Annotated in this window: 22 protein-coding genes and 2 tRNA genes; 17 read left to right on the plus strand and 7 right to left on the minus strand. The window is 53.9% G+C overall.

Annotated features, from left to right (window positions below; all coding sequences use genetic code 11):
• The first annotated feature begins 20 nt into the window (after positions 1-20).
• The 5 genes from BJF95_RS14300 (at position 21) to BJF95_RS14320 (ending at position 3,476) form a co-directional block, all read left to right on the plus strand.
• A complete protein-coding gene (locus tag BJF95_RS14300; RefSeq protein ID WP_075640360.1) occupies positions 21-614 on the plus strand; it encodes a LysE family translocator in 594 nt (197 codons plus the stop codon).
• 76 nt (positions 615-690) lie between these two features.
• A complete protein-coding gene (gene nthA / locus BJF95_RS14305; protein WP_083638816.1) occupies positions 691-1,266 on the plus strand; it encodes a nitrile hydratase subunit alpha in 576 nt (191 codons plus the stop codon).
• On the plus strand, positions 1,263-1,922 hold the full coding sequence (nthB, locus tag BJF95_RS14310) for a nitrile hydratase subunit beta (protein WP_075640090.1): 660 nt from the start codon (positions 1,263-1,265) through the stop codon (positions 1,920-1,922). The genes nthA and nthB overlap by 4 nt, the downstream gene beginning before the upstream one ends.
• Positions 1,909-2,286, plus strand: a complete 378-nt coding sequence (locus BJF95_RS14315) for a nitrile hydratase accessory protein (RefSeq protein WP_075640091.1) — start codon at positions 1,909-1,911, stop codon at positions 2,284-2,286. Before nthB ends, BJF95_RS14315 begins: the two co-directional genes overlap by 14 nt.
• A 59-nt stretch (positions 2,287-2,345) precedes the next feature.
• Complete coding sequence (locus BJF95_RS14320; protein WP_075640092.1) at positions 2,346-3,476, plus strand: ATP-dependent DNA helicase; 1,131 nt, start codon at positions 2,346-2,348, stop codon at positions 3,474-3,476.
• A 124-nt stretch (positions 3,477-3,600) separates the two neighbouring features.
• On the opposite strand, the gene BJF95_RS14325 is transcribed toward BJF95_RS14320, so the two are convergent.
• Positions 3,601-4,206, minus strand: a complete 606-nt coding sequence (locus BJF95_RS14325) for a MerR family transcriptional regulator (RefSeq protein WP_245297327.1) — start codon at positions 4,204-4,206, stop codon at positions 3,601-3,603.
• A 759-nt stretch (positions 4,207-4,965) separates the two neighbouring features.
• Here BJF95_RS14325 and BJF95_RS14330 point away from each other — a divergent pair.
• A complete protein-coding gene (locus BJF95_RS14330; RefSeq protein ID WP_075640094.1) occupies positions 4,966-5,718 on the plus strand; it encodes a pyridoxine 5'-phosphate synthase in 753 nt (250 codons plus the stop codon).
• Positions 5,719-5,725: 7 nt separating this feature from the next.
• Here BJF95_RS14330 and BJF95_RS14335 read toward each other — a convergent pair whose 3' ends face one another.
• On the minus strand, positions 5,726-6,601 hold the full coding sequence (locus BJF95_RS14335) for an SDR family oxidoreductase (RefSeq protein ID WP_075640361.1): 876 nt from the start codon (positions 6,599-6,601) through the stop codon (positions 5,726-5,728).
• A 136-nt stretch (positions 6,602-6,737) separates the two neighbouring features.
• Here BJF95_RS14335 and BJF95_RS14340 point away from each other — a divergent pair, with 136 nt between their 5' ends.
• Positions 6,738-7,148: a winged helix-turn-helix transcriptional regulator gene (locus tag BJF95_RS14340; RefSeq protein ID WP_075640095.1), complete on the plus strand. Its 411-nt coding sequence runs from the start codon at positions 6,738-6,740 to the stop codon at positions 7,146-7,148.
• Between the two features lie 58 nt (positions 7,149-7,206).
• On the opposite strand, the gene BJF95_RS14345 is transcribed toward BJF95_RS14340, so the two are convergent.
• The 4 genes from BJF95_RS14345 to BJF95_RS14360 all read right to left on the minus strand — a co-directional run bounded on the left by BJF95_RS14345 (position 7,207) and on the right by BJF95_RS14360 (position 10,993).
• Complete coding sequence (locus BJF95_RS14345; RefSeq protein ID WP_075640096.1) at positions 7,207-8,427, minus strand: MFS transporter; 1,221 nt, start codon at positions 8,425-8,427, stop codon at positions 7,207-7,209.
• A 162-nt stretch (positions 8,428-8,589) separates the two neighbouring features.
• Positions 8,590-9,210 (minus strand): TetR/AcrR family transcriptional regulator, encoded by a 621-nt coding sequence (locus tag BJF95_RS14350; RefSeq protein ID WP_075640097.1) that lies wholly within the window; start codon positions 9,208-9,210, stop codon positions 8,590-8,592.
• A 66-nt stretch (positions 9,211-9,276) separates the two neighbouring features.
• Complete coding sequence (locus BJF95_RS14355; protein ID WP_075640098.1) at positions 9,277-10,209, minus strand: bifunctional helix-turn-helix transcriptional regulator/GNAT family N-acetyltransferase; 933 nt, start codon at positions 10,207-10,209, stop codon at positions 9,277-9,279.
• A gap of 70 nt (positions 10,210-10,279) precedes the next feature.
• Positions 10,280-10,993 carry an aspartate/glutamate racemase family protein gene (locus tag BJF95_RS14360; RefSeq protein ID WP_075640099.1) on the minus strand — a complete coding sequence of 238 codons (714 nt, stop codon included), beginning with the start codon at positions 10,991-10,993 and terminating at the stop codon, positions 10,280-10,282.
• 172 nt (positions 10,994-11,165) lie between these two features.
• Between BJF95_RS14360 and BJF95_RS14365 the strand changes: the two genes are divergently transcribed.
• The gene (locus BJF95_RS14365; RefSeq protein ID WP_075640362.1) at positions 11,166-11,630 is read left to right on the plus strand and encodes an Lrp/AsnC family transcriptional regulator; all 465 of its coding nucleotides are present in this window, start codon (positions 11,166-11,168) and stop codon (positions 11,628-11,630) included.
• 66 nt (positions 11,631-11,696) lie between these two features.
• On the opposite strand, the gene BJF95_RS14370 is transcribed toward BJF95_RS14365, so the two are convergent.
• Positions 11,697-11,894: a hypothetical protein gene (locus BJF95_RS14370; RefSeq protein ID WP_139317503.1), complete on the minus strand. Its 198-nt coding sequence runs from the start codon at positions 11,892-11,894 to the stop codon at positions 11,697-11,699.
• 377 nt (positions 11,895-12,271) lie between these two features.
• On the opposite strand from BJF95_RS14370, the gene BJF95_RS14375 reads away from it, so the two are divergent.
• The 9 genes from BJF95_RS14375 (at position 12,272) to BJF95_RS14415 (ending at position 22,802) form a co-directional block, all read left to right on the plus strand.
• On the plus strand, positions 12,272-12,895 hold the full coding sequence (locus BJF95_RS14375; protein WP_083638817.1) for a TetR/AcrR family transcriptional regulator: 624 nt from the start codon (positions 12,272-12,274) through the stop codon (positions 12,893-12,895).
• 61 nt (positions 12,896-12,956) lie between these two features.
• Positions 12,957-13,976, plus strand: a complete 1,020-nt coding sequence (gene ilvC / locus BJF95_RS14380) for a ketol-acid reductoisomerase (protein ID WP_075640102.1) — start codon at positions 12,957-12,959, stop codon at positions 13,974-13,976.
• Positions 13,977-14,457: 481 nt separating this feature from the next.
• The gene (locus BJF95_RS14385; RefSeq protein WP_075640103.1) at positions 14,458-16,137 is read left to right on the plus strand and encodes a methyl-accepting chemotaxis protein; all 1,680 of its coding nucleotides are present in this window, start codon (positions 14,458-14,460) and stop codon (positions 16,135-16,137) included.
• A 147-nt stretch (positions 16,138-16,284) separates the two neighbouring features.
• Complete coding sequence (locus tag BJF95_RS14390; RefSeq protein WP_075640363.1) at positions 16,285-17,511, plus strand: aminotransferase-like domain-containing protein; 1,227 nt, start codon at positions 16,285-16,287, stop codon at positions 17,509-17,511.
• A 230-nt stretch (positions 17,512-17,741) separates the two neighbouring features.
• A complete protein-coding gene (locus BJF95_RS14395; protein ID WP_075640104.1) occupies positions 17,742-18,497 on the plus strand; it encodes a DNA mismatch repair protein MutT in 756 nt (251 codons plus the stop codon).
• 76 nt (positions 18,498-18,573) lie between these two features.
• Positions 18,574-19,491, plus strand: coding sequence for a PhzF family phenazine biosynthesis protein (locus BJF95_RS14400; RefSeq protein WP_075640105.1), 918 nt, complete (start codon positions 18,574-18,576; stop codon positions 19,489-19,491).
• Positions 19,492-19,627: 136 nt separating this feature from the next.
• Positions 19,628-19,703, plus strand: a tRNA-Lys gene (locus BJF95_RS14405).
• Positions 19,704-19,716: 13 nt separating this feature from the next.
• Positions 19,717-19,792, plus strand: a tRNA-Lys gene (locus tag BJF95_RS14410).
• A 580-nt stretch (positions 19,793-20,372) separates the two neighbouring features.
• Positions 20,373-22,802, plus strand: coding sequence for a mechanosensitive ion channel family protein (locus BJF95_RS14415; protein ID WP_075640106.1), 2,430 nt, complete (start codon positions 20,373-20,375; stop codon positions 22,800-22,802).
• The last annotated feature ends 57 nt before the right edge of the window (positions 22,803-22,859 follow it).

Raw genomic sequence — 22,859 nt, forward strand, 5'->3', positions numbered from 1 at the left:
TGGAATCGCGGGAGGGTATTTTGACAATCGAAACATTGGGAGCGCTGGTGCTGTTTGCTTTCACCACGTCGATCACGCCGGGGCCAAACAACATGATGCTGTTTGCATCGGGGGTGAATTTTGGTTTCCGGCGCACACTTCCGCACATGCTGGGCATTGGTGCGGGCTTTTTCTCGCTGCTGATTGGCGTGGGTCTTGGCCTTGGCGCTTTGTTGGCTGCCGTGCCGGCCGCTTATCTGGCGCTTAAAATTGCGGGCGGGCTTTATCTTCTCTATATTGCCTGGAAAATTGCCGCATCTCGCACCTTGGGTGAGGGCAAGACCACTGAAAAGCCCATGAGCTTTCTGTCTGCTGCTGCATTTCAATGGGTCAATCCAAAGGCATGGGTGATGGCGGTGACGGCCATGGCGACGTATACAAGTGTTGCAAATTACGGGTTGACGGTGATGATTGTTGGCCTTGCCTTTGCGGCGGTCAATATCCCATGTGTGTCCACATGGGCGGGTTTTGGCTCGGTGCTGCGCGATTGGCTCTCGGTGCCGGTGCGGCTGAAATGGTTCAATCTCACCATGGCCGTCTTGCTGGTGCTGAGTTTATGGCCGATGCTGAAGTGAAAAATGAGGGAATCCTGTGAGCGGACACCACCACCACCACGATGATGAGCATCATCATGACAATCATTACTCCGATATGCAGGCGCGCGTGCGGGCGCTGGAGACGCTGTTGACGGAAAAGGGGTTGATTGATCCCAAGGCCATTGACGCCATTGTTGATACCTATGAAACCAAGGTTGGCCCTCGCAATGGTGCCAAAGTCGTTGCCAAGGCATGGACTGATCAAGAGTTCGCTCAATGGCTGGAAACAGATGCAACAGCGGCCATTGCCAGCCTCGGCTTCACAGGGCGGCAGGGCGAGCATATGCGTGCGGTGTTCAACACCGAAGACATCCACAATATGGTGGTTTGCACACTATGCTCTTGTTATCCTTGGTCGGTGCTTGGCTTGCCGCCGGTGTGGTATAAGGCGCCCGCCTATCGCTCACGGGCTGTGATGGACCCACGCGGCGTGCTGGCCGAATTTGGCGTGACCTTGCCAGAGCAAACAAAGGTGCGCGTGTGGGATTCCACCGCAGAGCTTCGCTATCTGGTGATTCCCATGCGTCCAGTGAACACGCAAGATTTGAATGAGGCGCAATTGGCTGATTTGGTCACGCGCGATTCCATGATCGGGACGGGTCTTGCACGATTGCCGCAGGTGGCTGCATGAATGGGCCGCATGATCTGGGTGGGCAAATGGGCTTTGGTGCCGTAGCCCCTGAAAAAGACGAGCCGATATTTCATGCCGAGTGGGAAAAGCGCGCATTAGGCATCACGCTGTCCTGCGGTGCCTTTGGGGCGTGGAACATTGATGAAAGCCGCCATGCGCGCGAAAATATTCAGCCGGCCAATTATCTCGCCGCCAGTTATTACGAAATCTGGATCAGGGGCATCGATATGCTGCTCGAGCGGCATGGCTTTGCCACCCGCAACGAATTGTTCTCCGGCCACCACCAGCATCAGGGTGCGGCACCAAAACGGATCTTGACGGTTGATCGTGTCGCAGAGGTGTTGGCAAAGGGTGGGCCATGTGACCGGGTGGTTGAAACCGATCCGCGATTCGCCGTGGGGCAGCGGGTGAGAACGCGCAATTTCAATCCGTCAACGCACACCCGCCTGCCACGCTATGCGCGTGGCAAAATCGGTGTGATTGATGCGGTGCAGGGCGGTTTTGTCTTTGCCGATGACAATGCCCATGGCCGGGGCGAAAACCCGCAATGGGTCTATACCGTTGTTTTTGACGGCGTGGAAATTTGGGGCGAGGGGGCTGATCCGACGCTGAGCATTTCCATTGATGCATGGGAGAGCTATCTTGAACCAGTGTGAAGCACCATCCGTGCTTGCCCATTCACAAGGCCTGCCAAAATCGGCGGAAGGTGACCCCGTGTTTGCCGAGCCTTGGCAGGCCGATGCCTTTGCGCTTACCGTGCATTTGCACGCACGCGGCGTCTTCACTTGGCCAGAATGGGCAGAGGCGCTCTCAGCGGAGGTTCACAAGCCCGATCGCGCGGAGGATGGCTCGGATTATTTCGAGGCGTGGGTTGCAGCTTTGAGTGCAGTTTTATGCAGCAAGGGTGTTGTGGATGCGCCGACCCTTGATGCGCTGCATCAGGGTTGGCAGAGGGCTGCGATGGCGACCCCACATGGTCAGCCAATCCTGTTGGAAAATGACCCGGAATATGCAGCGTAGGAGCGGCAAAAGCCGGTTTACGCTTGCAATTGAGGTGCGAATCCGCGCATGACCTCTGCATGGAATTTGCACCTCAACAGGATGAAGCCCTCAAGGCCGTTGCCAAATGGCTGAAAGAGGGAAAAACCCCGGTTTTCCGGCTGTTCGGCTATGCTGGAACCGGCAAGACCACGCTTGCGCGGCATTTTGCCGAACATGTGGATGGTGATGTGCTGTTTGCTGCCTTCACTGGCAAGGCGGCGCAGGTGTTGCGCTCCAAGGGGGCAACGACGGCCCGCACCATCCATTCTTTGATCTATCGCCCGCGTGGTGAAGAGGAAGTGTCGGACGAAGAAACCGGCAAGACCTCGATGACGCCGATGTTTTCAGTCAATCGCCAAAGCCCGGTGGCAAAAGCCGCGCTGATTGTGATCGACGAATGCTCTATGGTGGATGAGCAACTTGGCCGCGATTTGATGAGCTTTGGCACTCCCATTCTGGTGCTGGGCGATCCCGGACAGTTGCCGCCGGTGTCGGGTGGAGGTTTCTTTACCGAGCAGGAGCCAGATTATCTGCTGACCGACATTCACCGTCAGGCGCGCGATAACCCGATTATCCAGCTGGCCATGCAGATCCGCGAAGGCAAAGAAATCACCCATGGTGATTATGGCGCGACGGCACGGGTAATTTCAAAAAACGAAGTGACACAGGATCTGGTGCTCAATTGCGATCAGGTTCTGGTGGGCACCAACAAGACCCGCCGACGCTATAATAAGCGCCTGCGCGAGCTGAAGGGCTTTACGGCCGATTACCCGCAATCGGGCGACAAGCTGGTGTGTCTTCGCAATGATCAGGTCAAGGGTCTGCTGAATGGCTCGCTGTGGCAAGTAATGACCTCATCACGCGAAACGGTGAAGCCGGGCATGAACCTGCTGATCAAGCCGGAAGACGACGATATGGATCGCGGTGCCGCCAAGATAAAATTGTTGAAAGCCGCCTTTGAAGATGTGGAGACGGAAATTCCGTGGACCACCCGCAAGCGCTACGACGAGTTTGATTACGGCTATGCCTTGACGGTGCACAAGGCCCAAGGTTCGCAATGGAACAATGTGGTGCTGTTTGATGAAAGCTGGGCCTTTCGCGATACACGCGAACGCTGGCTTTATACGGCAGTGACGCGCGCGGCAGAAACGCTGACGATTGTGCGTTAGAGTTTGTCAGCGAAACGTGGAATCCGGTTTTACTGATCAGACAAACTCAAACAAAGAAGTTTAGAGTCTGTCTGGGTCAATCTGAACCTCACAGACTCGAGCGCATTTCCATCCGGAGATGCGTCTAAGACGCGATCAACCCCAGCAAAACCGCTTTTGCCACGGCTTGAAAGCGGTTGGTGGCCGAGATTTTGCGCATGATCCCGGCTTCCAGCGCCTGTACCGCTTCGGGTGTCATTTGCAGCGTGCGTGCAAGGCGAATTTGGGTATAGCCCTCTGCCATCAGCGTCAGGCATTGATGCTCCAGGTCCGACAGGCAGACACGCGGCAGAGGCTGCGCCTCTTCATCCATCTGCTCGTCCTCATCCTGTTCAATCAAGCAGTTGATCTGCTGCATTTGCCGAAAAAGAGTGGATTGCGCGCCAAAAAGCTCGCGCTTTCGATATTCAAGAGCCGTTCGCAGCAGCGCATTGGCCTCGCTTTGGTTGGCGACATCGCTGAGCTCTGCCAGAAGATCCTGAATGGCAACAATGGGCATGCCGATTTCGCGGCAGGTGTTGATCAAGGCCATCAACCGGATGTCGCGGTGATAATAGACCCGCATCAACCCCACCCGGCTTGCTGACAGGAGTTTTTTCTCTTCATAGAAATGCAAGGTTCGATGCGTGACGCCAAAAAGATTGGCCATGTCGGAGATGGCAATCGGCTCCGCCGGTAAATTCGCCGGCATTGGCACATGCGGCAAAAATGGCAGGGAGGCGTAAGAAACCCTATCTGTATGCGTGGTGGAATTTGAATGCTCGGTGTGAAGCCACATAGGATTGTCTCTGCCTCCCTCATGTCACGTTCGGTTTTGTGGGCTTGACACCATGCCGACTCATGATTTTCTTATAGAAAATCACTTATCATTGTTAATTCGAAAATACAAATACACGTATTGTGTCCCATTTTGTATTTTGTGATGGTGATTGCGCTCTCTATGTCGCGCGTTATTCAACGTCCACAAACAACAAACTGTTTTAAATGCATAATTTTGTTCATTACGCTCAATCCAGGATGAAAAATCATACTGCAGATATAAAGCGCCGCAACACTTCTTTGTGCACTGCTTGGGCGCGAAATGCGATCACCGATAGGCTGAAAGCACGCGCATCATTCCTGAAAGGAAGGCTGGCTTTGGGGTCACTTTATTTGCAAAGTGAAAGGGCTTAAGTTGCCAGGTTCCCTTTTTTTACATCCTTCCCATCGTGCTTCTTTATCACATGCTTTGCAAGCAAAAGCGGCGTGGGTCTTGAAGAAAGTCATCTCCCTTGGCATCGCGGAGGGTGAGGCTGACAAGGGGCGGGAACGGAAAATACAATAAATTCCGAATTTCCATGGATTGATCACATAATCTCATTGGCGTTTGATGCGCCAAAGTTTTACAGACAAACAAGGGATGGTCCGCAATGCTTTGTGGCGATCCGTCACTATAAATGGATTTTGATCAATGGCAGCCAAGCTTTCCGTCAATCTCAATGCTATCGCCATGTTGCGCAACCGGCGTGATCTTCCCTGGCCAGATGTGGCCCATTTTGGCCGCTTGGCGTTGAAGGCCGGTGCCTATGGTCTGACCGTGCATCCACGGCCTGATCAGCGTCACATTCGTTTCTCTGATCTGCCAACGCTTCGCGCGTTGATTGACGATGAATTTCCCAAGGCCGAGTTCAATATTGAAGGCTATCCCACCGAGGAATTCCTGGCTTTATGCGAAGGTGCAGAGCCTGAGCAGGTGACATTGGTGCCCGATCACCCATCGCAGGCGACCTCGGACCATGGCTGGGATTTTGCCGGCCATCAGGAGCTTTTGAAGCGTGTTGTTGGCCGCCTGAAGGCCAAGGGCATGCGTGTTTCGCTGTTTGCCGATGGTGACGGCAAGGAAGAGGCCGTGATTGCTGCAAAAGCCACCGGTGCTGATCGCATCGAGCTTTATACCGGCCCTTACGGTGGGTGCTATGATGCGCCTGAACGGCGAGACGTGGAACTCGACTTGCTGGGTAAAACCGCCGATGCTGCCAAAGCTGTTGGCCTTGGGGTCAATGGCGGCCATGATCTGACTGTTGCTAATCTGCCAGCCCTTGTGAGCCGGATTCCCTATCTGGCTGAAGTGTCGATTGGTCATGGATTGACCGCAGATGCGTTGGAATTTGGCATGGCGGAAACGGTGCGGCGCTTTCGCCATGCCTGTGGAGAATCCGTCTAAAGCAGACTTATCCCGCCAATGCAGCCGCGTTGGCGGTGATGAACGCCTTGAGCGAGGTCAACGGTGTCTTGGCCAGTGTGGCGGCATCGTTTGATGCGATGTCGAGGTCGCCTGCACGTGTGCCTGTATCAAACGATACCAGCAGAGGGGCCACGTCTGCGGCGATGCCCACGGCCACCAAGCCATTGAGCAATTGCTCATCGGTGAGGTTGATCACCTCAATCGGCTTCGCGATCACCTCTGACACCAGAGCGGCAATCTCACCATTGGTGTAGCTGGCATCGCTGTTGAGGCTATAGGTCACGTTGTCGGCCACCGGATCGGCAAGGCCTGCGGCAATGGCACGGGCAATATCGTCTCGGGCGATATAGGCGGTTTTTCCGTCTCCTGCCGATGTGTACCATTGACCATTGGCCACCGCTGGCGGCACGGCCATGAACAGGTTTTCCATATACCAGCCATTGCGGAAGATGGTGTAGGCGAGGCCGGATGCTTTGATATTGGCTTCGGTTGCGGCATGTTCCGGCGCAAACAAGATTTTCGATGTGTCGGCACCGAGCATGGATGTGTAGAAAATGCGCCCAACCGAGGCTTGTTTGGCGGCATCAATGGCGGCCTTGTGCTGCTCGATGCGCGCGCCAATGGCATCACTGGAAATCAGCAGAAGTCGGTCCACGCCCTGAAACGCACTTGCAAGCGTTGCGGGATCTGCAAAATTCACTGTGCGCAATTCGATGCCCTTCGCGGCAAATGCGGCCAGTTTGGACGTGTCTCGGCTTGCAGCAATGATGTCGTGTGCGGCAACGCCCTGGCTCTCCAGAAGATGCTTGATGACAAGACCGCCAAGATTGCCGGAGGCACCGCTGATTAAGATTTTAGACATGCTCTTTTCCATTCCATCAAGGTCGTTGTCGGATAAATATGTTGCTCTCAATTTGAGACTAGGGCTAAAATGAGCATTCAAAGGCGTTTGTAAAGAAGGCAGTTTTTGTGCTGCTCGTTACCAAAAGGGAACCACCATGCTGCAAGAGTTTAAGCCCGAAAATGGGGCAAATGCCGACATAGCGCCGCTTTCTGCGAAACAAATGGAGGATGTATGCCCGGTTCGCTCGGTGATTTCCCATGTGGGCGACAAATGGTCGACGCTGGTGCTGGGTGAATTGTCGCAAAAGCCCTATCGGTTTGGCGAGCTTCGTCGCTCGATTTCCGATATTTCCCAACGCATGCTGACCCAGACCCTGCGAGATTTGCAACGCGATGGCTATGTCAATCGGGAGGTCTTTCCCACCAAGCCACCCAGTGTGGAATATAGCCTCACGGAGCTTGGGCAATCGCTGGTGTTTTCTCTGAAGCAATTGATTGAGTTTGCGCTCGAAAATCATCCAAAAGTGGTGGATGCGCGCCGAAAGTTTGATGCTGAAAATATGTGAAGATTAACGCATACGCACAGGCGAGGCATCTGCCTCGCCTGTCGTGACAGGACATGCTCTATTTCGGTTGTCCGGAGGTTTTTTCGCTTAAAATCAACAGAAGGGCAGCGGTTGGAAACAGCAAGCCAAGCCAGCTGGTGCGCTCCCATCCTCCTGTGGCATAGGCCCATCCGCCTGCCGCCGAGCCAATGGCCCCGCCGAGAAAGAAGGTGGCCATATACAGGCCGTTGAGCCGGCTTCTGTGCTCAGGGCTCATGGAGTAGATGATGCGCTGACCGCTGACCAGATTGGCCTGCACCCCGAAATCCAGAATGATGGCCGAGAGGGTCAGCAAAGCCAATCCAAGCGCCGGGCTCAGTTCAATGCTGGTTCGCCCCAGCAGGAAGGCCGCCATACCCATGATCATGGCTGCAATCGACACGGCACGGGTCAGGCCTTTATCAGCCATGCGCCCGGCAATGGGCGAGGCAATGGCACCGGCTGCACCGGCCAGCGCAAAAAGCGCAATGCCGTTTTGGCTCAGGCCAAAGTGAGGGCTTGAAAGCAAAAGTGGTGTTGTGGTCCAAAACAGGCTGAACGCGCCAAACATGCCCGCTTGATACAGCGCGCGACGCTGCAAGATGCGGTTGGTTGTTGCCAGGTGCAGCATGGAGGACAAAAGCGCACCATAGCTGATCTGGCCATGGGGTTTGCGCTGCGGCAAAGACAGGCGAAGGGCTACCAGAAGCGCAATCATGGCAATGGCTGAGACAATATAAACAACATGCCATGATGAGGCTTCGGCAATAACACTTGCAACCGGGCGGGCCAGCATGATGCCGGTGAGCAATCCGCTCATGACATTGCCAACCACCCGGCCACGATAGGCATCCGGTGCCATGCTGGCTGCAAAGGGCACCAGCACTTGAGCCGCTGTTGAGGCCAGCCCAATGGCAAAACAGGCCAGCAAAAACAGGCCGGGGGTGGAAGACAGTGCCGCCGCCAGCAGGGCAATTGCTGCCAAGGCCAGAAGAACGAGAATGAGCTTGCGATTTTCGACCAGATCACCCAGCGGCACCAGCAAAATGAGGCCAAGGCAGTAGCCCAGCTGACAGAGGGTAACAATCAGCCCGGTTGCCTGTGGCGAAAAGCCGAGGTCGGTGCTGATAAGACCCGCAAGCGGTTGACCATAATAGAGGTTGGCAGCCACCAGCCCGCAGGCCAGCGCGAAGATAAAGGTGAGCAATGGCGACAGCGCTTTATCCGCGCCATGCGTGAGCAGGGTTCGTGAAAGAGACATTGGAATTTCACTTTTCAAAGGTTGGCTCGCCATGAGGGAGGCGGACGAGCGAAGAGCGCAAGTTGAGTTTGTCAGGAAAAAGTGGTCACCGGTTTTTCTGATCTGGCAAACTCAAACAAAGAAACGATAAGGCTGTCTGGTTCAATTTGAACCTGACAGTTTCTAGTCCAGAAGTTTCATGGCCATATCGGCCACGTCATACATGTCGGATTCCGTAGTTTGGCCGGTTTTGCCCACCACCCGCATGCCCATGGAGAGGCATAGCAGGCTGCGGGCGGCTGTATCCGCATCAAGGTCTTTGCGCACCGAGCCATCAAGCTGCCCGGCGACAATCTGTTCTTTCAGGCGAAGATGGTTGGCGGCAAAGGCTTTGTTGACATGCGCGGCGGCTTCCGCATCCAGCAGCGAGAGATCATTTGCGCCGCCCACCACCAGACAGCCCCGCCGCCCAACTGCGCCGTGAGAGCTTTCGGCATAATGGGCCAAAATGGCGCGCACTTTCTCCCGGCCAGTGGCAAGTGTGGCAAGCCGCCGCTGGATCAGCGCATTGCGCACCGACCAATAGCGATCAAACGCACCGAGAAAAACACCGCGCTTGTCGCCAAAGGCTTTGTAAATGCTGCCGGCGGTCAGGCCGGTTGCTGTCGTGAGGTCACTGATTGAGGTGGCCTGATAGCCACGCTCAGAGAACACGATCAATGCGGCGTCAAGCGCTGCATCCATGTCAAATTCGCGGGGTCTGCCGGCTGATCGAGCTGATCTTTCTACGGATTGTTTTGTCATGCGATCTTTAATAGGAAATGATCGTTTCCAAATCAAGTCACAGAAGCGTGAACGAGAAATGTCCTGTTAAAGATCAAGAATCCATGTTTGCCCGAACTCAGCTTTGCCAAACTGCTGATGCGGCTCGGAGGAAACCAGTTGGAAACCCGCTTTGCGATAAATGGCAATGGCGGCATGCAAGATGTCATTGGTCCACAGCGTGATTTGATCGTAACCGACCCTTCGGCAAAATTCGATGGCCTGTTGCACAAGAAGATGGCCTAAGCCAAGGCCACGAGCGCTTTCATCAATGTAGAGCAAACGAAGCTTGGCGATATTATTGCCGCCATCGGCAATCAGAATAGAGCCAACGCGATTGCCATGACGCTCGGCAATCCAGCAATACTCCCGATCCTTGTTGAAATGCGCCAAAAATTTCGCGGCCACTTCACAGACAAGGGCTTCGAAGTGGTCATTCCAGCCAAAGCTTTGCACGTAAAACCGTGTTTGAGACTCGATAATCCATCCCATGTCCCCTGGGCGGTGCGCGCGCAACACCACGGGTGCTGTGGTCGCTTTGTCCGGCAAAGCCAGCCGAAGGGTTGTCTGGGCGGCCTTTACCAAGTCTTCCAGTTCTCGTTGAGACAAATGACTGGTTTTCTGGAGGATTTCATTGCGCGATAGCTGACCCAGATTTGCTCTGACGGCCTCACCGTCAGGGGTGAGTTGCAGGGTCTTGGCGCGCTTGTCGTTTTTGTCGGGCGCTATGAGCAGCAGGTTGCTCTTTTTGAAGCTGGAGAGGATTCGGCTGAGATAGGCAGGATCAAGATGCAGATCGCGGGAAAGCTCCGCCGGTGTGCATATGCCGCGATCACCAATTTCATAGAGAATACGCGCTTCCGTCAGGGTATAGCCGCTTCCAAGATAGGAGCGGTCCAGCAAGCCAATGTGGTTCGTATAGAGGCGGTTGAATTCTCTCAATCGCTCTGCGGCAGCCTGTCGTTCATCACATGCAGTCATTCCGGCTCTCCTCTCGTTTGTGAGAGAAAAGCCGACATTATGGATAAAAGCAAGTATTTACTTGATCAAGTCAAGCAATTTCGCGCAGCTCGATCTCGTTCAGCGAAAAGCCAACCGCAGACTGGCAATGGATCGTGGTGGAATCGAAGCCGGGCACAACCAGGTCATCAGGGTTGAGCAGCAGGCAGATTTCGGTGCAGCCGAGAATGACGCAATCGGCACCCTCCGCTTTGGCCTTGTCAATGATGGCCAGATAGGCCTCGCGGGATTGGTCCTTGACGCTGCCGCAGCAAAGCTCATCAAAAATAACGTTGTGAACAGTCTGGCGGTCATCGGCGGCTGGCACCATGGGCTGCAAGCCAAGGCTGGTCATGCGATCAGTGTAAAAGCCATGCTCCATGGTGTAGCGCGTAGCCAGCAGGAGCGGGCGCTTGAAGCCAGCGGCTTTAATAGCGGCGGCTGTTTCATCGACAATATGAATGAGCGGCACGTTCACGCGGGCGGCAACAGCATCGGCAATCAGGTGCATGGTGTTGGTGCAGATCAGCACGCATTCGGCCCCGGCGCGCTCAAGGGCGGCGGCGGCATCGCCCAGTGCCTTTTCGGCCAGATCCCAGCGACCTGCTTTTTGATAGCTGACGATTTCTGCAAAATTGACAGAGCGCATGACAACTTCGGCAGAGGCAAGGCCGCCAAGTTCCGCACGCACCGCTTCGTTGATCAGCCGATAATAGACTGCTGAACTCTCGAAACTCATCCCACCAATCAGGCCAATCATCCGCATTGCTCAAATTCCTGTGCTGCATTTTGAAGATGCAACAATGATGGAGCAATTCGGATGATTGCGGTTTGCAAAGTTTGGAAAAAAATCACAGCGCGACGCACATAAAATGCGCTATGATGATCTCAGGCGCGCATAATTTGCGCGTCGTTTTGAAATGGCGGGAGGCATAGGCGTGTTGGACGATCGAGACAGGAAAATATTGGATGCGCTGCAACGCGATGCCGCCATTGCCGTGAGTGATCTGGCCGATCAGGTCTCTCTCTCAGTCTCCGCCTGTTCGCGGCGCATTCAGCGCCTGGAGGAGGGGGGGTATATCGAGCGGCGTATTGCGGTGCTGAATCGTGAGAAAGTGGGGGTGCCAACCACGGTCTATGCTTTAGTCAAAACGGCGCATCATACTGATGAATGGACGGAGGAATTTCGCCGCGCCATTGGCGATATTGCCGAGATTGTCGAGGCGCACCGGCTGACGGGGCATCACGACTATATCTTGAAAATCGTGCTGCCACGGGTGGAGCATTATGATGTCGTCTACCGGCGTCTTGTGCGCCGAATAGAATTGTTTGATGTCTCGGCATCCATTTCCATGGAAACCATGAAGAGCGGCAGTGCCGTGCCGGTGGATTATGCGGTTTAGGGTGTCGGCCCAGCCCGGAACGCCTGAAATAGGCGTTCCGGATCGGGGGATGGTTGAGCCATGGGATCAGCCAGTGAATTCATTGCGATGATGCTCATGAGGATACATCTGTTCGCTGTTGTTCTGAGCTGTTTTATCTCTCGTGGAGATGGTTCGCGTCACGGCAGCTTGCGGCTGGGAATGCTTGTCCTGCACCGGGGCGGCATAGGTAGCCGATGCGCCGGCAAGAGTTGCGATCACGGCGGACATCAGAAGCGTTTTCATGATAAACTCCATATTTCAAATATGTCTGTTTTTTAATCAAACCGATTGGTTCGATGGACTTAAATTGAGCGTTTCATTTTGAGAATTCAAGCGGCTCTCGAGGCTCGGTACCGCATTGCAGCATTGCGTTTTTGCGACTTGTCAAAAAGCGTCATCCTTAAGGCACTGAATAGTTTTGTTTTTTAATCTCAAAACGTTTCCGTGAGGCGTCTAAGGAAGCTATTTTGCAGCACACTCACATCTTGTTGAGAGATATTTGTCTTTGACAAAATCATGAGCATTACAAAAGCCGCTTGACGTCCTCGTCTAATCATCTTAATAGGAACCGTACCGTACGGTACTTTTCTTGGAGGAGTGTTCTCGTGTCAGTCGATACCATGCCAGCAGCGGAGTTTTCCCCGCGCCAGAGCGCCGTTCTGGCAGAAGCTCTGCGGCTTTTGGTGGACGGAGGCGATAAAGCCCTGACAACGGCGGGGCTTGCCCGTGCTGCCAATTGCTCCAAGGAAAGTCTCTATAAATGGTTTGGTGATCGCGACGGTCTGTTGTCGGCGATGATTTCCTATCAGGCCAGCAAGGTGCGCACCTTTGAGCGCTCTGGCGAGCGCCTGTCGCCGCAAACATTGATTGAACATCTTGAACTGTTTGCCCGCGATTTGCTGGAGGTTTTGTCCGGCGAGATTTCACTGGCGCTGAACCGTCTTGCCATTGGCCAAACCAGCCGAGACGGCTCCAAGCTTGGTCAGATGCTTTTGCTGCGCGGTCGCCGCCAGATTGATCGGCGCGCCAGAGCGCTGCTGGACTCTGGCCGCCGCGATGGCTTGTTGCGTTTTGATGATGGCGATGACGCCTACCACACCCTTTACGGGCTGATCGTTTCCGATCTGCATGTTCGCCTTTTGCTGGGCGAAAAGCCTGAGCCAAAAACATTCGACACCCGTGCGCGCAAGGCGATTTCAGCCTTTCTTGTGCTGCATGGCACCGATAAGACATCGCCAGCGTAAGCATCGCTGGTGCGAGGAAAAACGTTCTAACACCTGACATAGCATAGGGAAGGATTACACAATGCGCGTCTATTATGATCGTGATGCCGATTTGAACCTCATCAAGGCCAAGAAAGTTGCCATCATTGGCTACGGTTCTCAAGGTCGCGCCCATGCGCTGAACCTCAAGGATTCCGGCGCTCAGAATCTGGTTATTGCCCTTAAGGCTGGCTCCAAGACCATTGCCAAGGCCGAAGCCGATGGCTTCAAGGTGATGACTGTTGCCGAAGCCGCTGCCTGGGCTGACCTGATGATGATGGCAACCCCTGACGAGTTGCAGGCCGACATCTACACAGCCGACATCGCTGACAACATTCGTGACGGTGCAGCAATTGCATTCGCTCACGGCCTCAACGTTCACTTTGGCCTGATTGAGCCAAAGAGCACCGTTGACGTGGTTATGATCGCGCCAAAGGGCCCTGGCCACACGGTTCGCGGCGAATATCAGAAGGGCGGCGGCGTGCCTTGCCTCGTTGCTATTCACCAGAACGGTTCCGGCAATGCGCTTGAGCTGGCTCTGTCCTACGCTTGTGGCGTTGGCGGTGGCCGTTCGGGCATCATTGAGACCACCTTCAAGGAAGAATGCGAAACCGACTTGTTCGGCGAGCAGGTTGTTCTGTGCGGCGGTCTGGTTGAGCTGATCCGTGCCGGCTTTGAAACGCTGGTTGAAGGCGGCTATGCGCCTGAAATGGCCTATTTCGAGTGCCTGCACGAAGTGAAGCTGATCGTGGACCTGATCTATGAAGGCGGTATCGCCAACATGAACTACTCGATCTCCAACACTGCCGAGTGGGGCGAATACGTCACTGGCCCACGCATCATCACTGCTGAAACAAAGGCTGAAATGAAGCGCGTTCTGCACGACATTCAGACCGGCAAGTTCACATCCGATTGGATGCAGGAATACCGCGCTGGTGCCGCTCGCTTCAAGGGCATTCGCCGCATGAACGACAACCACCAGATCGAAGAAGTTGGTGCAAAGCTGCGCGGCATGATGCCTTGGATCGCCAAGAACCAGCTGGTTGATAAGTCGCGTAACTAATTAGCCCTGAAAGGTTCTTGGCGTTCCAAGTTTTCTTGTCTCTATGCCCTCGGCATTGCGGGGGATCGCCAAAAACCATCTGGTCTATCAGACGTGCATCAAATATCGAATTTTAAACAGGGCTGGAGATTCATCTTCAGCCCTGTTTTGTTGTTCGCGCCTAAGATGGCCAACGTCTGACAAAGACGTATTGTGCATTTGCGTGATGATTTTTATGTCAGAATAAGCGGCCCAAGTTATGTGAAGCTGCGCTGCAATCTATTGGTTCTTATATTCTTGCTTCACGGAGGAAGAGGGCCAGGAAAACAGGAAGTTCCGACAGTCTTCCTATTGTCAGCAATATCTTACTTGGTTGCGTGTGGCATGTTGAGTTGATCAATTTCAAGTTTACTTTTTGTATATGTTTACATGCGAATAATCGAAAAACAAATTTAGGCCGCAGATAAACCTGCCGATTGGCGTGGTGAACGGAGAGTGTCGCATGATACTATTTGATGTGTCAGGATCCGCCAAATCAGAGGTCGATGCACTCAGAAAATCGCAGGCCGTTATCGAATTTGCTCTTGATGGCACGATTTTAGATGCCAATCAGAATTTTTGCAGCGCGATGGGGTATACGCTAGCCGAGATCAAGGGAAAGCATCATCGGTTATTTGTGGATCCGGAAGACGCCGACAAGCCCGAATATCGGATGTTTTGGGATAATCTGCGCGCTGGCAAATTTGAGCGCAGGCAATATCTTCGCATTGCCAAGGGCGGGCGCGAGGTCTGGATTGAGGCCTCTTACAATCCTGTTTTGAAGGGTGGCAAGCCCTTTAAAGTGGTGAAATACGCGACTGATGTTACCGCATCCAAAATACGGGCACTGGAAGATGAAGCCACATTGAAGGCAGCCTCGGCCTCCCAGGCTGTGATTGAGTTCAAGCCCGACGGCACGATCATCACCGCCAACGAGAATTTCTGCAACGGTTTGGGCTATGCCCTGTCGGAAATTGTTGGCAAGCACCACAGCATGTTCTGCGAAAAGGCCTATGTGCAATCGCCTCAATATGCACAATTTTGGCTTGATCTGGCCACTGGCAAAGCCTTTGCTAACGAATTTCGACGGATCGGCAAGCGCGGCAATGATGTCTGGATTCAGGCATCCTACAATCCCGTGTTCGACCGCCATGGCAAGGTCTACAAAATTATCAAACTTGCGACTGACGTTTCGGCGCGCATGAATGCCATTTCTGACGTTGCTCAGGCGCTGAAAGCGCTGGCAGAGGGAGATTTGACCCGTCGGCTGGACAATGAATTTGTGCCAACGATGGAAAAACTGCGCCTTGATTTCAATGAAGCGGTCACGCATTTATCCCGGACGCTGAACGGCGTGGCAAACAGTGCCCGCACCATCGCCAACAGCACGAACGAGATTAAAGATGCTGCCAGCAATTTGGCTCAGCGCACAGAAATGCAAGCGGCGTCTGTTGAGGAATCGGCGGCAGCGCTGGAGCAGATCACCACGACGGTGGCAGATTCTGCCAATCGTGCGCGCGCTGTCGGGCAGCTTGTGGGGCAGACGCGCAACCATGCGGAGAAATCGGGCATGGTCGTGCGGGATGCGGTCAAGGCTATGGGTGAAATAGAAGAATCATCCAAGCGGGTGTCGAGCATTCTGGGTGTGATTGATGAAATTGCGTTCCAGACCAATCTTCTCGCCTTGAATGCCGGTGTGGAAGCAGCCCGCGCCGGGGAGGCAGGAAAGGGCTTTGCTGTTGTGGCGCAGGAAGTGCGCGAGTTGGCCCAGCGCTCCGCCAGCGCAGCCAAGGAAATCCGGCAGTTGATCAGCACCTCGGCGGCACATGTTGAAAAAGGCGTTGAGCTTGTCGCCAATACCGGATCTGCGCTGGATGTGATTGTTGAACAGGTTGCGCGGGTGAGTGAGAATATTGATGCGATTATTCATGGTGCTGCCGAACAATCTGGTTCCTTGCAGGAAATCAACAGTTCCATGAACACGATAGACCAATCTACGCAGAAAAATGCGGCCATGGTGGAGGAAACCACTGCGGCCACGTTTTCTCTTGCGCATGAAGTGGCCAGCTTGTTTGATACCCTATCACACTTCAAAATCGAAACGTCGTCAGGCCAGGAGGGGCGCGTTCGGCGGGCGGCTTAAAACAGCATGCGGGCATATGTTCAGGCCGTATGTTAAGGCCAGGTGAAATCACGTCAATTTGGAAGATTTGATAGGTCAGTATTGTTGACACATCATTGCTTTCATGGTCCTCTCAAGCATCACAAAAAGACCTCTGAGGAAACTCCCGTGCTCAATTGGGATCATATGTTTGCGACGCGCTCATCCAAAATGCGCGCGTCTGAAATCCGTGAATTGCTGAAATTGCTGGATCAGCCTGATATTATCTCCTTTGCTGGCGGCATTCCTGACCCGGCCCTGTTTCCCGCAGACGCATTTCAGGCAGCCTATGCCGATATTTTTGCCGGCAACCAGGTGAATTCCGCCCTGCAATATTCCGTCTCGGAAGGCTATAAGCCCCTGCGTGAATGGCTGGTTGGCGAAATGAGCAAGATCGGCATTCCTTGCGATGCCGACAATATTTTCATCACCTCTGGTTCGCAGCAGGCGCTGGATTATCTCGGCAAACTGTTTCTATCGCCCAAAGATACAGCGCTGGTGACTTGGCCGACCTATCTCGGTGCCCTGCAGGCCTTTAATGCCTATGAGCCAAACTATGATCAACTGTCGGTGACGGGCAATCGCACGCCCGGAAGTTACGAGGCCATGGCGATAAATATGGGTGGGCGGGTCAAATTTGCCTATCTTTCGACAGATTTTTCCAACCCGACCGGCGAGACGGTGGATTTGGCAGCACGCCAGCATTTGATTGATATGGCCGATGAAATGGACATCGCCATTATTGAAGATGGCGCTTACCAATCCTTACGCTATGAAGGTGAAGCGGTGTCACCCATTCTGGCTCTGGAGATTGCCCGCAAAGGCTCGATTGAGCAGACCCGGACCATTTATTGCGGTTCGTTTTCCAAGACCTTGGCACCCGGTTTACGGGTCGGTTTTGTGGTGGCGAATACAACGGTAGTCCGCAAGCTGGTGTTGATGAAACAGGCGGCGGATTTGCATTCGTCCACCATCAATCAGATTGCCATTGCCCATGTGGCCCAGCGTCATTTCGAGGCGCAGGTGGCCAAGATCAAGGCTGCGTATAATGCACGGCGTCTGGCCATGCTGGCGGCGCTGGATAGGTACATGCCGGCAGGCACAGTCTGGACGCGGCCAGAAGGCGGCATGTTTATCTGGGTGACATTGCCCGAAGGCATGGATGGCGCTGATCTTCTCAGCCAATCCATCAAGACGGAGAAGGTGGCATTCGTGCCGGGGCAGGCGTTTTTTGCGGATCGTTCCGGTGCCAATACGTTGCGGCTCTCCTTCTCCTGCGCCAACGAGCAGATGATTGAGGAAGGTATCAAGCGCCTTGGCCGTTTGGTTTCAGCGGCTCTTGCCGACGCGGTCTGATGGCGCAAGGGCTGCATGTTTGTCCTGAAATTGAAGATGTGATTTTTGAAAAGCCGCCGGTTTTCTGGCGGCTTTGTCATCGAATGGCCCGTAATCCTGTGTCAGAGCCGTGAGATGGAAAAATGTTACTGTGCCGCGTGCCAAGGTTTCAGTAACGCTGCATCATGTGCACCTCGAACCGGTTCCGGTTGAGATGGTCATGATGCAAAACAGTCGCCAAAGGATGCCGCATGTCGCAATCTGCCAAAGTCATCACGACCAGCCTGGTTGAAGATCACCTGAACTGGCCGCCCGAGGGGCAGGTTTTTGAGGTCGGTGAGGTGCAATTGGCGGTTCGCGCCGGTGAGCATCCCTTTCATCTTGCCAATGTCGAAGCTGCCAAGGCGCATTGGGTGGAGGCTGTTGCGGCAACGCCTGCGCTGTTCGACGGAGAGATGGTGTTGTTCAACCGCTTGTCTTTGGCCGGTGGGCAGGTGATGGGTGATTGTTACAAGATTCCCTTTTCCACATTTTTGCTGTGGCGCAAGCAGGCAGATCCCGGCCTTGGTTATCACATCATGTGCTTTGCCGTGATCATGTCATCAGATGGCGCATTGATTGCTGTTGAAATGGGCGCACATACCGCAAATCCCGGCATGGTCTATTGCGCGGCGGGCTCGCTGGATAACTCCGATATTGTTGATGGTTTTGTCGATGTTGACGCCAACATGCGCCGCGAAGTGATGGAGGAAACAGGCCTGTCGCTGGAGAGTGCCAAGGTGGATCCCCAATTGCGCGGATATCGGCGCGGGCGCAAGGTAACGTTGTTTCGCAGCTTTCATCTGGACATGACGGCGGATGAGATTTTTCAGCACATTGAAATGCATATGGTTGCGGATCATGAAAAGGAAATTGCGAGGCCTGTCGCGATATGGTCTGCCGATCGCAGCGCCTATCGTTTTAATGCCGCCATGTACCCGCTTCTAGATTGGGTATTTCCCGGATAAACTTAAGAGATCGCCTTGCATGGGCGGCTGAGGTCGTGCAGTCTGCACCCAAATTCAATCGGCACTGGAGGCGCGTTTGGCTCGGCCATATTGCATCTATGACGTTTTCACCGACAAGAAACTTTGCGGTAATCCGCTGGCAATTGTGTTTGATGCGGACGGGCTTGATGATGAAGCCATGCAGGCCATTGCGGGTGAATTCAACCTGTCTGAAACAGTGTTTGTTTTCCCATCCCTGAACCCGGCGCATCTGGCGCGTATCCGCATCTTTACGCCCACAAGAGAGCTTCCCTTTGCCGGTCATCCCACCGTTGGCACGGCAGTGGCCCTGGCAGAGAAAGCCCATGAGGGCAGGGATCGTCCGCTGGATATTGTCTCCGTGCTGGATGAAAAAATCGGGCCGGTGCGCTGCGCAGTCAGTCTTCGGGATGGCGAGGTTGGCTTTGCCGAATTTGATCTTCCAAAAACCTCGACACAAATCCATTTCTCGGTAGAGCGTGAGGCCATTGCCGAGGCGCTGGGGCTGCAGCTCGGCGATCTGTGCTTTGGCAATCATGTGCCCTCCATCTGGAGCGCAGGCGTTCCGTTTTTGTTGATCCCGGTCAACAGTCTTGCGGCCGTTGAAGGTGTGGAGTTCGACCCACAGCTCTGGGAGCGCACGGTGCCGTTTTGCGAGGGCGCGTTAAGCTCTGCCTATGTTTATTGCCGTGGAGGCGTGCACCATGCGTCGCATTTTCATGCGCGCATGTTCTCGCCAGATATGGGCATTGGCGAAGACCCGGCCACGGGTTCGGCGGTGGCGGCCCTGTCCGGAGCAATCAAACATTTCGATGGGCTGGGTGATGGGCATCACCCCATATTGGTCGAGCAAGGGGTGGAGATGGGACGTCCGTCCTTTATTCACCTGCATATTGATTGCAAGGAAGACAAGGTGTTTCGGGCGCGGATTGGTGGTCGTGCTGTGCGGATTGCCTCCGGCATTCTCGACTATTGATATTGCTTGGTTTTTTCTAATTTTTATTTTTTCCACACTTTCTGGCTTTTTTTTAAAAAGGATGCTGGACAAGGTGAGAGAACCCCTTTATATCCCCGCTCACGCCAGCAGTGAGGCAAACAAACTGCAGACGTACGGGTGATTAGCTCAGTTGGTAGAGCAGCTGACTCTTAATCAGCGGGTCGTAGGTTCGAACCCTACATCACCCACCATAACACCATAGACGGGTGATTAGCTCAGTTGGTAGAGCAGCTGACTCTTAATCAGCGGGTCGTAGGTTCGAACCCTACATCACCCACCATGGTGTGTAGAATGTCGTCGATCACGGTAAGAGTGACGAAAATATTAAAAAAGTTTGCACAATCCCCATGTTGTTGATTTGTTCCGCATATTTCTCATGCGTTCTTTTTTTGTTCGTGTAGTTTGCCTTTTTGCAACCCGAAAAGGCTGTGGATAACTGTGGATAACTTGCTGTGCGCTCTATGTGCTTGTGGCGCAATCCCGAATCACACGCGATTTTACCGTCTCACGACGGGAATGGGTGCTGCGGCCCTTTGCGCTCATGATCGTCGTTTCTCACAAAGCGTATCAAACTGCGTCATGATCAAAGATCGAGCCAATCCAAATTCTGGGACAAATTCTTGAATTGATCTGCTGAAAAAGCGCATCCGCGCAGTAAAAATCAACAAATACGCAACTTACAGCGCCGTGCGCCATATATGGCGCACAAAGGTTCGCTGTAGCTCTTTTAATCTGCTGCATAATTTTCGCCTTAAATCGATTCCGATTTAAGGAATTATGCAGTAAGGGGCTTTGTGTCATTTATCTTGCCGCATTGCCGCGATAGATACAGCCAAACTGACGTGAAAAGGGACCTGGGTTTGCAAAGCGTTAAGACATTTCTTGCGGCATTTTCCATTTTGGTTTTGATGGTTTTGGCAACCGTTCCGGGGAGCGATGTTTTTCTGCCGGGCGTAGCCATGGCGCAGGACGGCCCGTTTGCTGATGACGAGGCGGTGAGCAAGGCGTCTGCGGCTCTTGATGCTGCGCAAAAGCAACTGGATGCGGTCAGCGGTGAACTTGCCGATCATGCCAGCAGTGATCGTGACCTCATGACGGAAAAGTCGAAGGTCGATGATGTTCTCGCAGGCTTGCTGGCTATGAAAACCCAGATTGCTCCTCGCCTTGACGAAGTCACGGCGCGTTTGGCGGACCTTGGGGCACCCCCCAAGGAAGGAGCTCCGGTCGAGGCGGTTGAGGTTGCCACCCAGCGCGGCAAATTGACGGCGCAAAAAGCCACCATCGTCAACATCCTTGCGCGTATTGATGACACGACCAAAGTCGCCAATGATGTGTCATCCAAGATCTCGACAGCGCGGCGCGAGTTGTTCACCAAAGAGCTTTTCGCCCATGCTGATGTGTCGCTGGATGCCATGAGTGTCGCGGTCGATTCGATTGCGCCGGAAGTGTCGCGCTTTGTCGATACCATGAGCAACTGGATCAGCTTTGTTGTTCGCTTGAAACTCGTGTCCTTGGCCTCCGCACTGGTTCTGTCGCTCATCATGATGCTGGGTCTGCGCATGATTTTGCATCGGATTTTCGGTCCCATTGTTGCGCGCGGCAAGCAAGAGCAAGATCCATCCTACATGAGCCGGTTTTCGCTGGCCTTCTGGTCTACGATTCTGCCATCGCTGGCGTTTAGCTTTTTCCTCGCATCCAGCTTTTTCTTTCTGGATATGTTCAACGTCTTGCGCCCCGACATTCGGCATATGGTGGGTGCCTTCTTTGGTTTTTGTGGGTTTGTTTTCTTTTCCTCGCGTTTGGCATTGGCCGTGTTTAATCCGGTGTCGCCAAAATGGCGCCTGCTGCATGTCACCGATCGAGGCGGCTATCAGTTGGCTGCGGCCTTTATTTCGATGTCTGTCATCAACAGCCTGGATTTTGTTCTGGCCACGATCTCGCAAGTGCAGAGCTGGCCGATCGAGATGACGGTGCTGAAAGGCTTGGTGCTTGCCATTCTGGTGGGCGCAATCTTGATCGGTGTATCGTTCATCAAGCCACTGCTTCCCAAAAATATTGATGACAACACCGTTGCTCGGCCTTGGTCGGTGACAACCTCGAGCCTGATGCGCGTTATCGGTGGCGTGATCATCGTCCTCGGCCTTTTTGGCTATGTCGGGCTGGCGCGTTTCGTTGCCACCCAGATCGTGCTGACAGGGGGCTTGCTCTGCACCATGTATATCGGCATCCGTTCGGGCAGGGCGGTGTCAGAACGGGATCGCTTTGGCGAAACCGTGGTGGGCCGCTATTTTCAGCGCAGATTTTCCATCGGTCCCGTCGCTCTGGACCAGATGGGCATTGTGGCAGGATTGCTGATCTATTGCATCGCGGTCATGCTGGGCTTGCCATTGATCATGCTGTCATGGGGCTTTCAGCTGCCAGACATTCGCCTTTGGGTTTATAACCTCTTTACCGAAATCAAAATTGGCAGCATCAGCATTTCCGTGGTCGGGATTTTGGGCGGCGCATTGCTTTTTGCCATTGGCATCGTTGTGACGCGCTGGTTCGAAAAATGGCTCGACGGCACGATCATGGTGCGCGCTCATGTTGATACGGGTGTGCGCAACTCCATCAAGACAGTGGTGGGTTATGTGGGCGCTGTGCTTGCTGCAGTCATTGGCCTGTCTGCTGCGGGCATTAACCTCTCCAACCTTGCGCTGGTTGCCGGTGCTCTTTCTGTTGGTATCGGTTTTGGTTTGCAAAACATTGTTTCCAACTTCGTGTCGGGTCTGATTTTGCTGGTGGAACGGCCGTTCAAGGTGGGCGACTGGGTGCTGACCGGAACCACAGAAGGTTTTGTGCGGCGTATCAATGTGCGCGCCACAGAGATTGAGACGTTCCAGCGCCAAACCATCATCGTGCCAAATTCCGAGTTGATCAACGCAGCCGTTGGCAACTGGACTCATCGCAACACGCTCGGTCGTGTCGACGTGCCAATTGGCGTGAGCTATGACAGCGATCCGCAGAAGGTCATGGATGTGCTGAAAGAAGTGGCTATGGCTCAGGAAGGCGTGCTGCGCAATCCGGAACCCTTCGTGGTTTTCCTGAGCTTTGGTGCGTCGTCGCTCGATTTTCAGCTCAGTTTCTTCATCGGCGATGTTTTGAATGGTCTGGCCATCAAGAATGGCGTGCGCGTCAAGCTGTACCATCGGTTTCGCGAAGAAGGGATTCAAATCCCTTACCCCCATCAGGATCTTAAAGTGGTGTTGGAGAGGCAGCCCCCCAAGGGGCCTATCCAGCCTCCGGCGTAAGCTGCCCCGCTTTAAACTGGCCCCTCTAAGCTAAACTGAATTGCAGAAACCACCACA

The sequence above is a fragment of the Rhizobium oryziradicis genome (assembly GCF_001939045.1).
In the GTDB taxonomy this organism is placed as follows: Bacteria; Pseudomonadota; Alphaproteobacteria; order Rhizobiales; family Rhizobiaceae; genus Allorhizobium; species Allorhizobium oryziradicis.

Excerpts from the sequence above, each read along its gene's own strand:
- nthA (WP_083638816.1), top strand. The coding sequence starts at position 691 with ATGCAGGCGCGCGTGCGGGCGCTGGAGACGCTGTTGACGGAAAAGGGG.
- nthB (WP_075640090.1), top strand. The coding sequence starts at position 1,263 with ATGAATGGGCCGCATGATCTGGGTGGGCAAATGGGCTTTGGTGCCGTA.
- BJF95_RS14320 (WP_075640092.1), top strand. The coding sequence starts at position 2,346 with ATGGAATTTGCACCTCAACAGGATGAAGCCCTCAAGGCCGTTGCCAAA.
- BJF95_RS14325 (WP_245297327.1), bottom strand. The coding sequence starts at position 4,206 with ATGCCGGCGAATTTACCGGCGGAGCCGATTGCCATCTCCGACATGGCC.
- BJF95_RS14330 (WP_075640094.1), top strand. The coding sequence starts at position 4,966 with ATGGCAGCCAAGCTTTCCGTCAATCTCAATGCTATCGCCATGTTGCGC.
- BJF95_RS14335 (WP_075640361.1), bottom strand. The coding sequence starts at position 6,601 with ATGTCTAAAATCTTAATCAGCGGTGCCTCCGGCAATCTTGGCGGTCTT.
- BJF95_RS14340 (WP_075640095.1), top strand. The coding sequence starts at position 6,738 with ATGCTGCAAGAGTTTAAGCCCGAAAATGGGGCAAATGCCGACATAGCG.
- BJF95_RS14345 (WP_075640096.1), bottom strand. The coding sequence starts at position 8,427 with ATGTCTCTTTCACGAACCCTGCTCACGCATGGCGCGGATAAAGCGCTG.
- BJF95_RS14350 (WP_075640097.1), bottom strand. The coding sequence starts at position 9,210 with ATGACAAAACAATCCGTAGAAAGATCAGCTCGATCAGCCGGCAGACCC.
- BJF95_RS14355 (WP_075640098.1), bottom strand. The coding sequence starts at position 10,209 with ATGACTGCATGTGATGAACGACAGGCTGCCGCAGAGCGATTGAGAGAA.
- BJF95_RS14360 (WP_075640099.1), bottom strand. The coding sequence starts at position 10,993 with ATGCGGATGATTGGCCTGATTGGTGGGATGAGTTTCGAGAGTTCAGCA.
- BJF95_RS14370 (WP_139317503.1), bottom strand. The coding sequence starts at position 11,894 with ATGAAAACGCTTCTGATGTCCGCCGTGATCGCAACTCTTGCCGGCGCA.
- BJF95_RS14375 (WP_083638817.1), top strand. The coding sequence starts at position 12,272 with ATGCCAGCAGCGGAGTTTTCCCCGCGCCAGAGCGCCGTTCTGGCAGAA.
- ilvC (WP_075640102.1), top strand. The coding sequence starts at position 12,957 with ATGCGCGTCTATTATGATCGTGATGCCGATTTGAACCTCATCAAGGCC.
- BJF95_RS14385 (WP_075640103.1), top strand. The coding sequence starts at position 14,458 with ATGATACTATTTGATGTGTCAGGATCCGCCAAATCAGAGGTCGATGCA.
- BJF95_RS14395 (WP_075640104.1), top strand. The coding sequence starts at position 17,742 with ATGTCGCAATCTGCCAAAGTCATCACGACCAGCCTGGTTGAAGATCAC.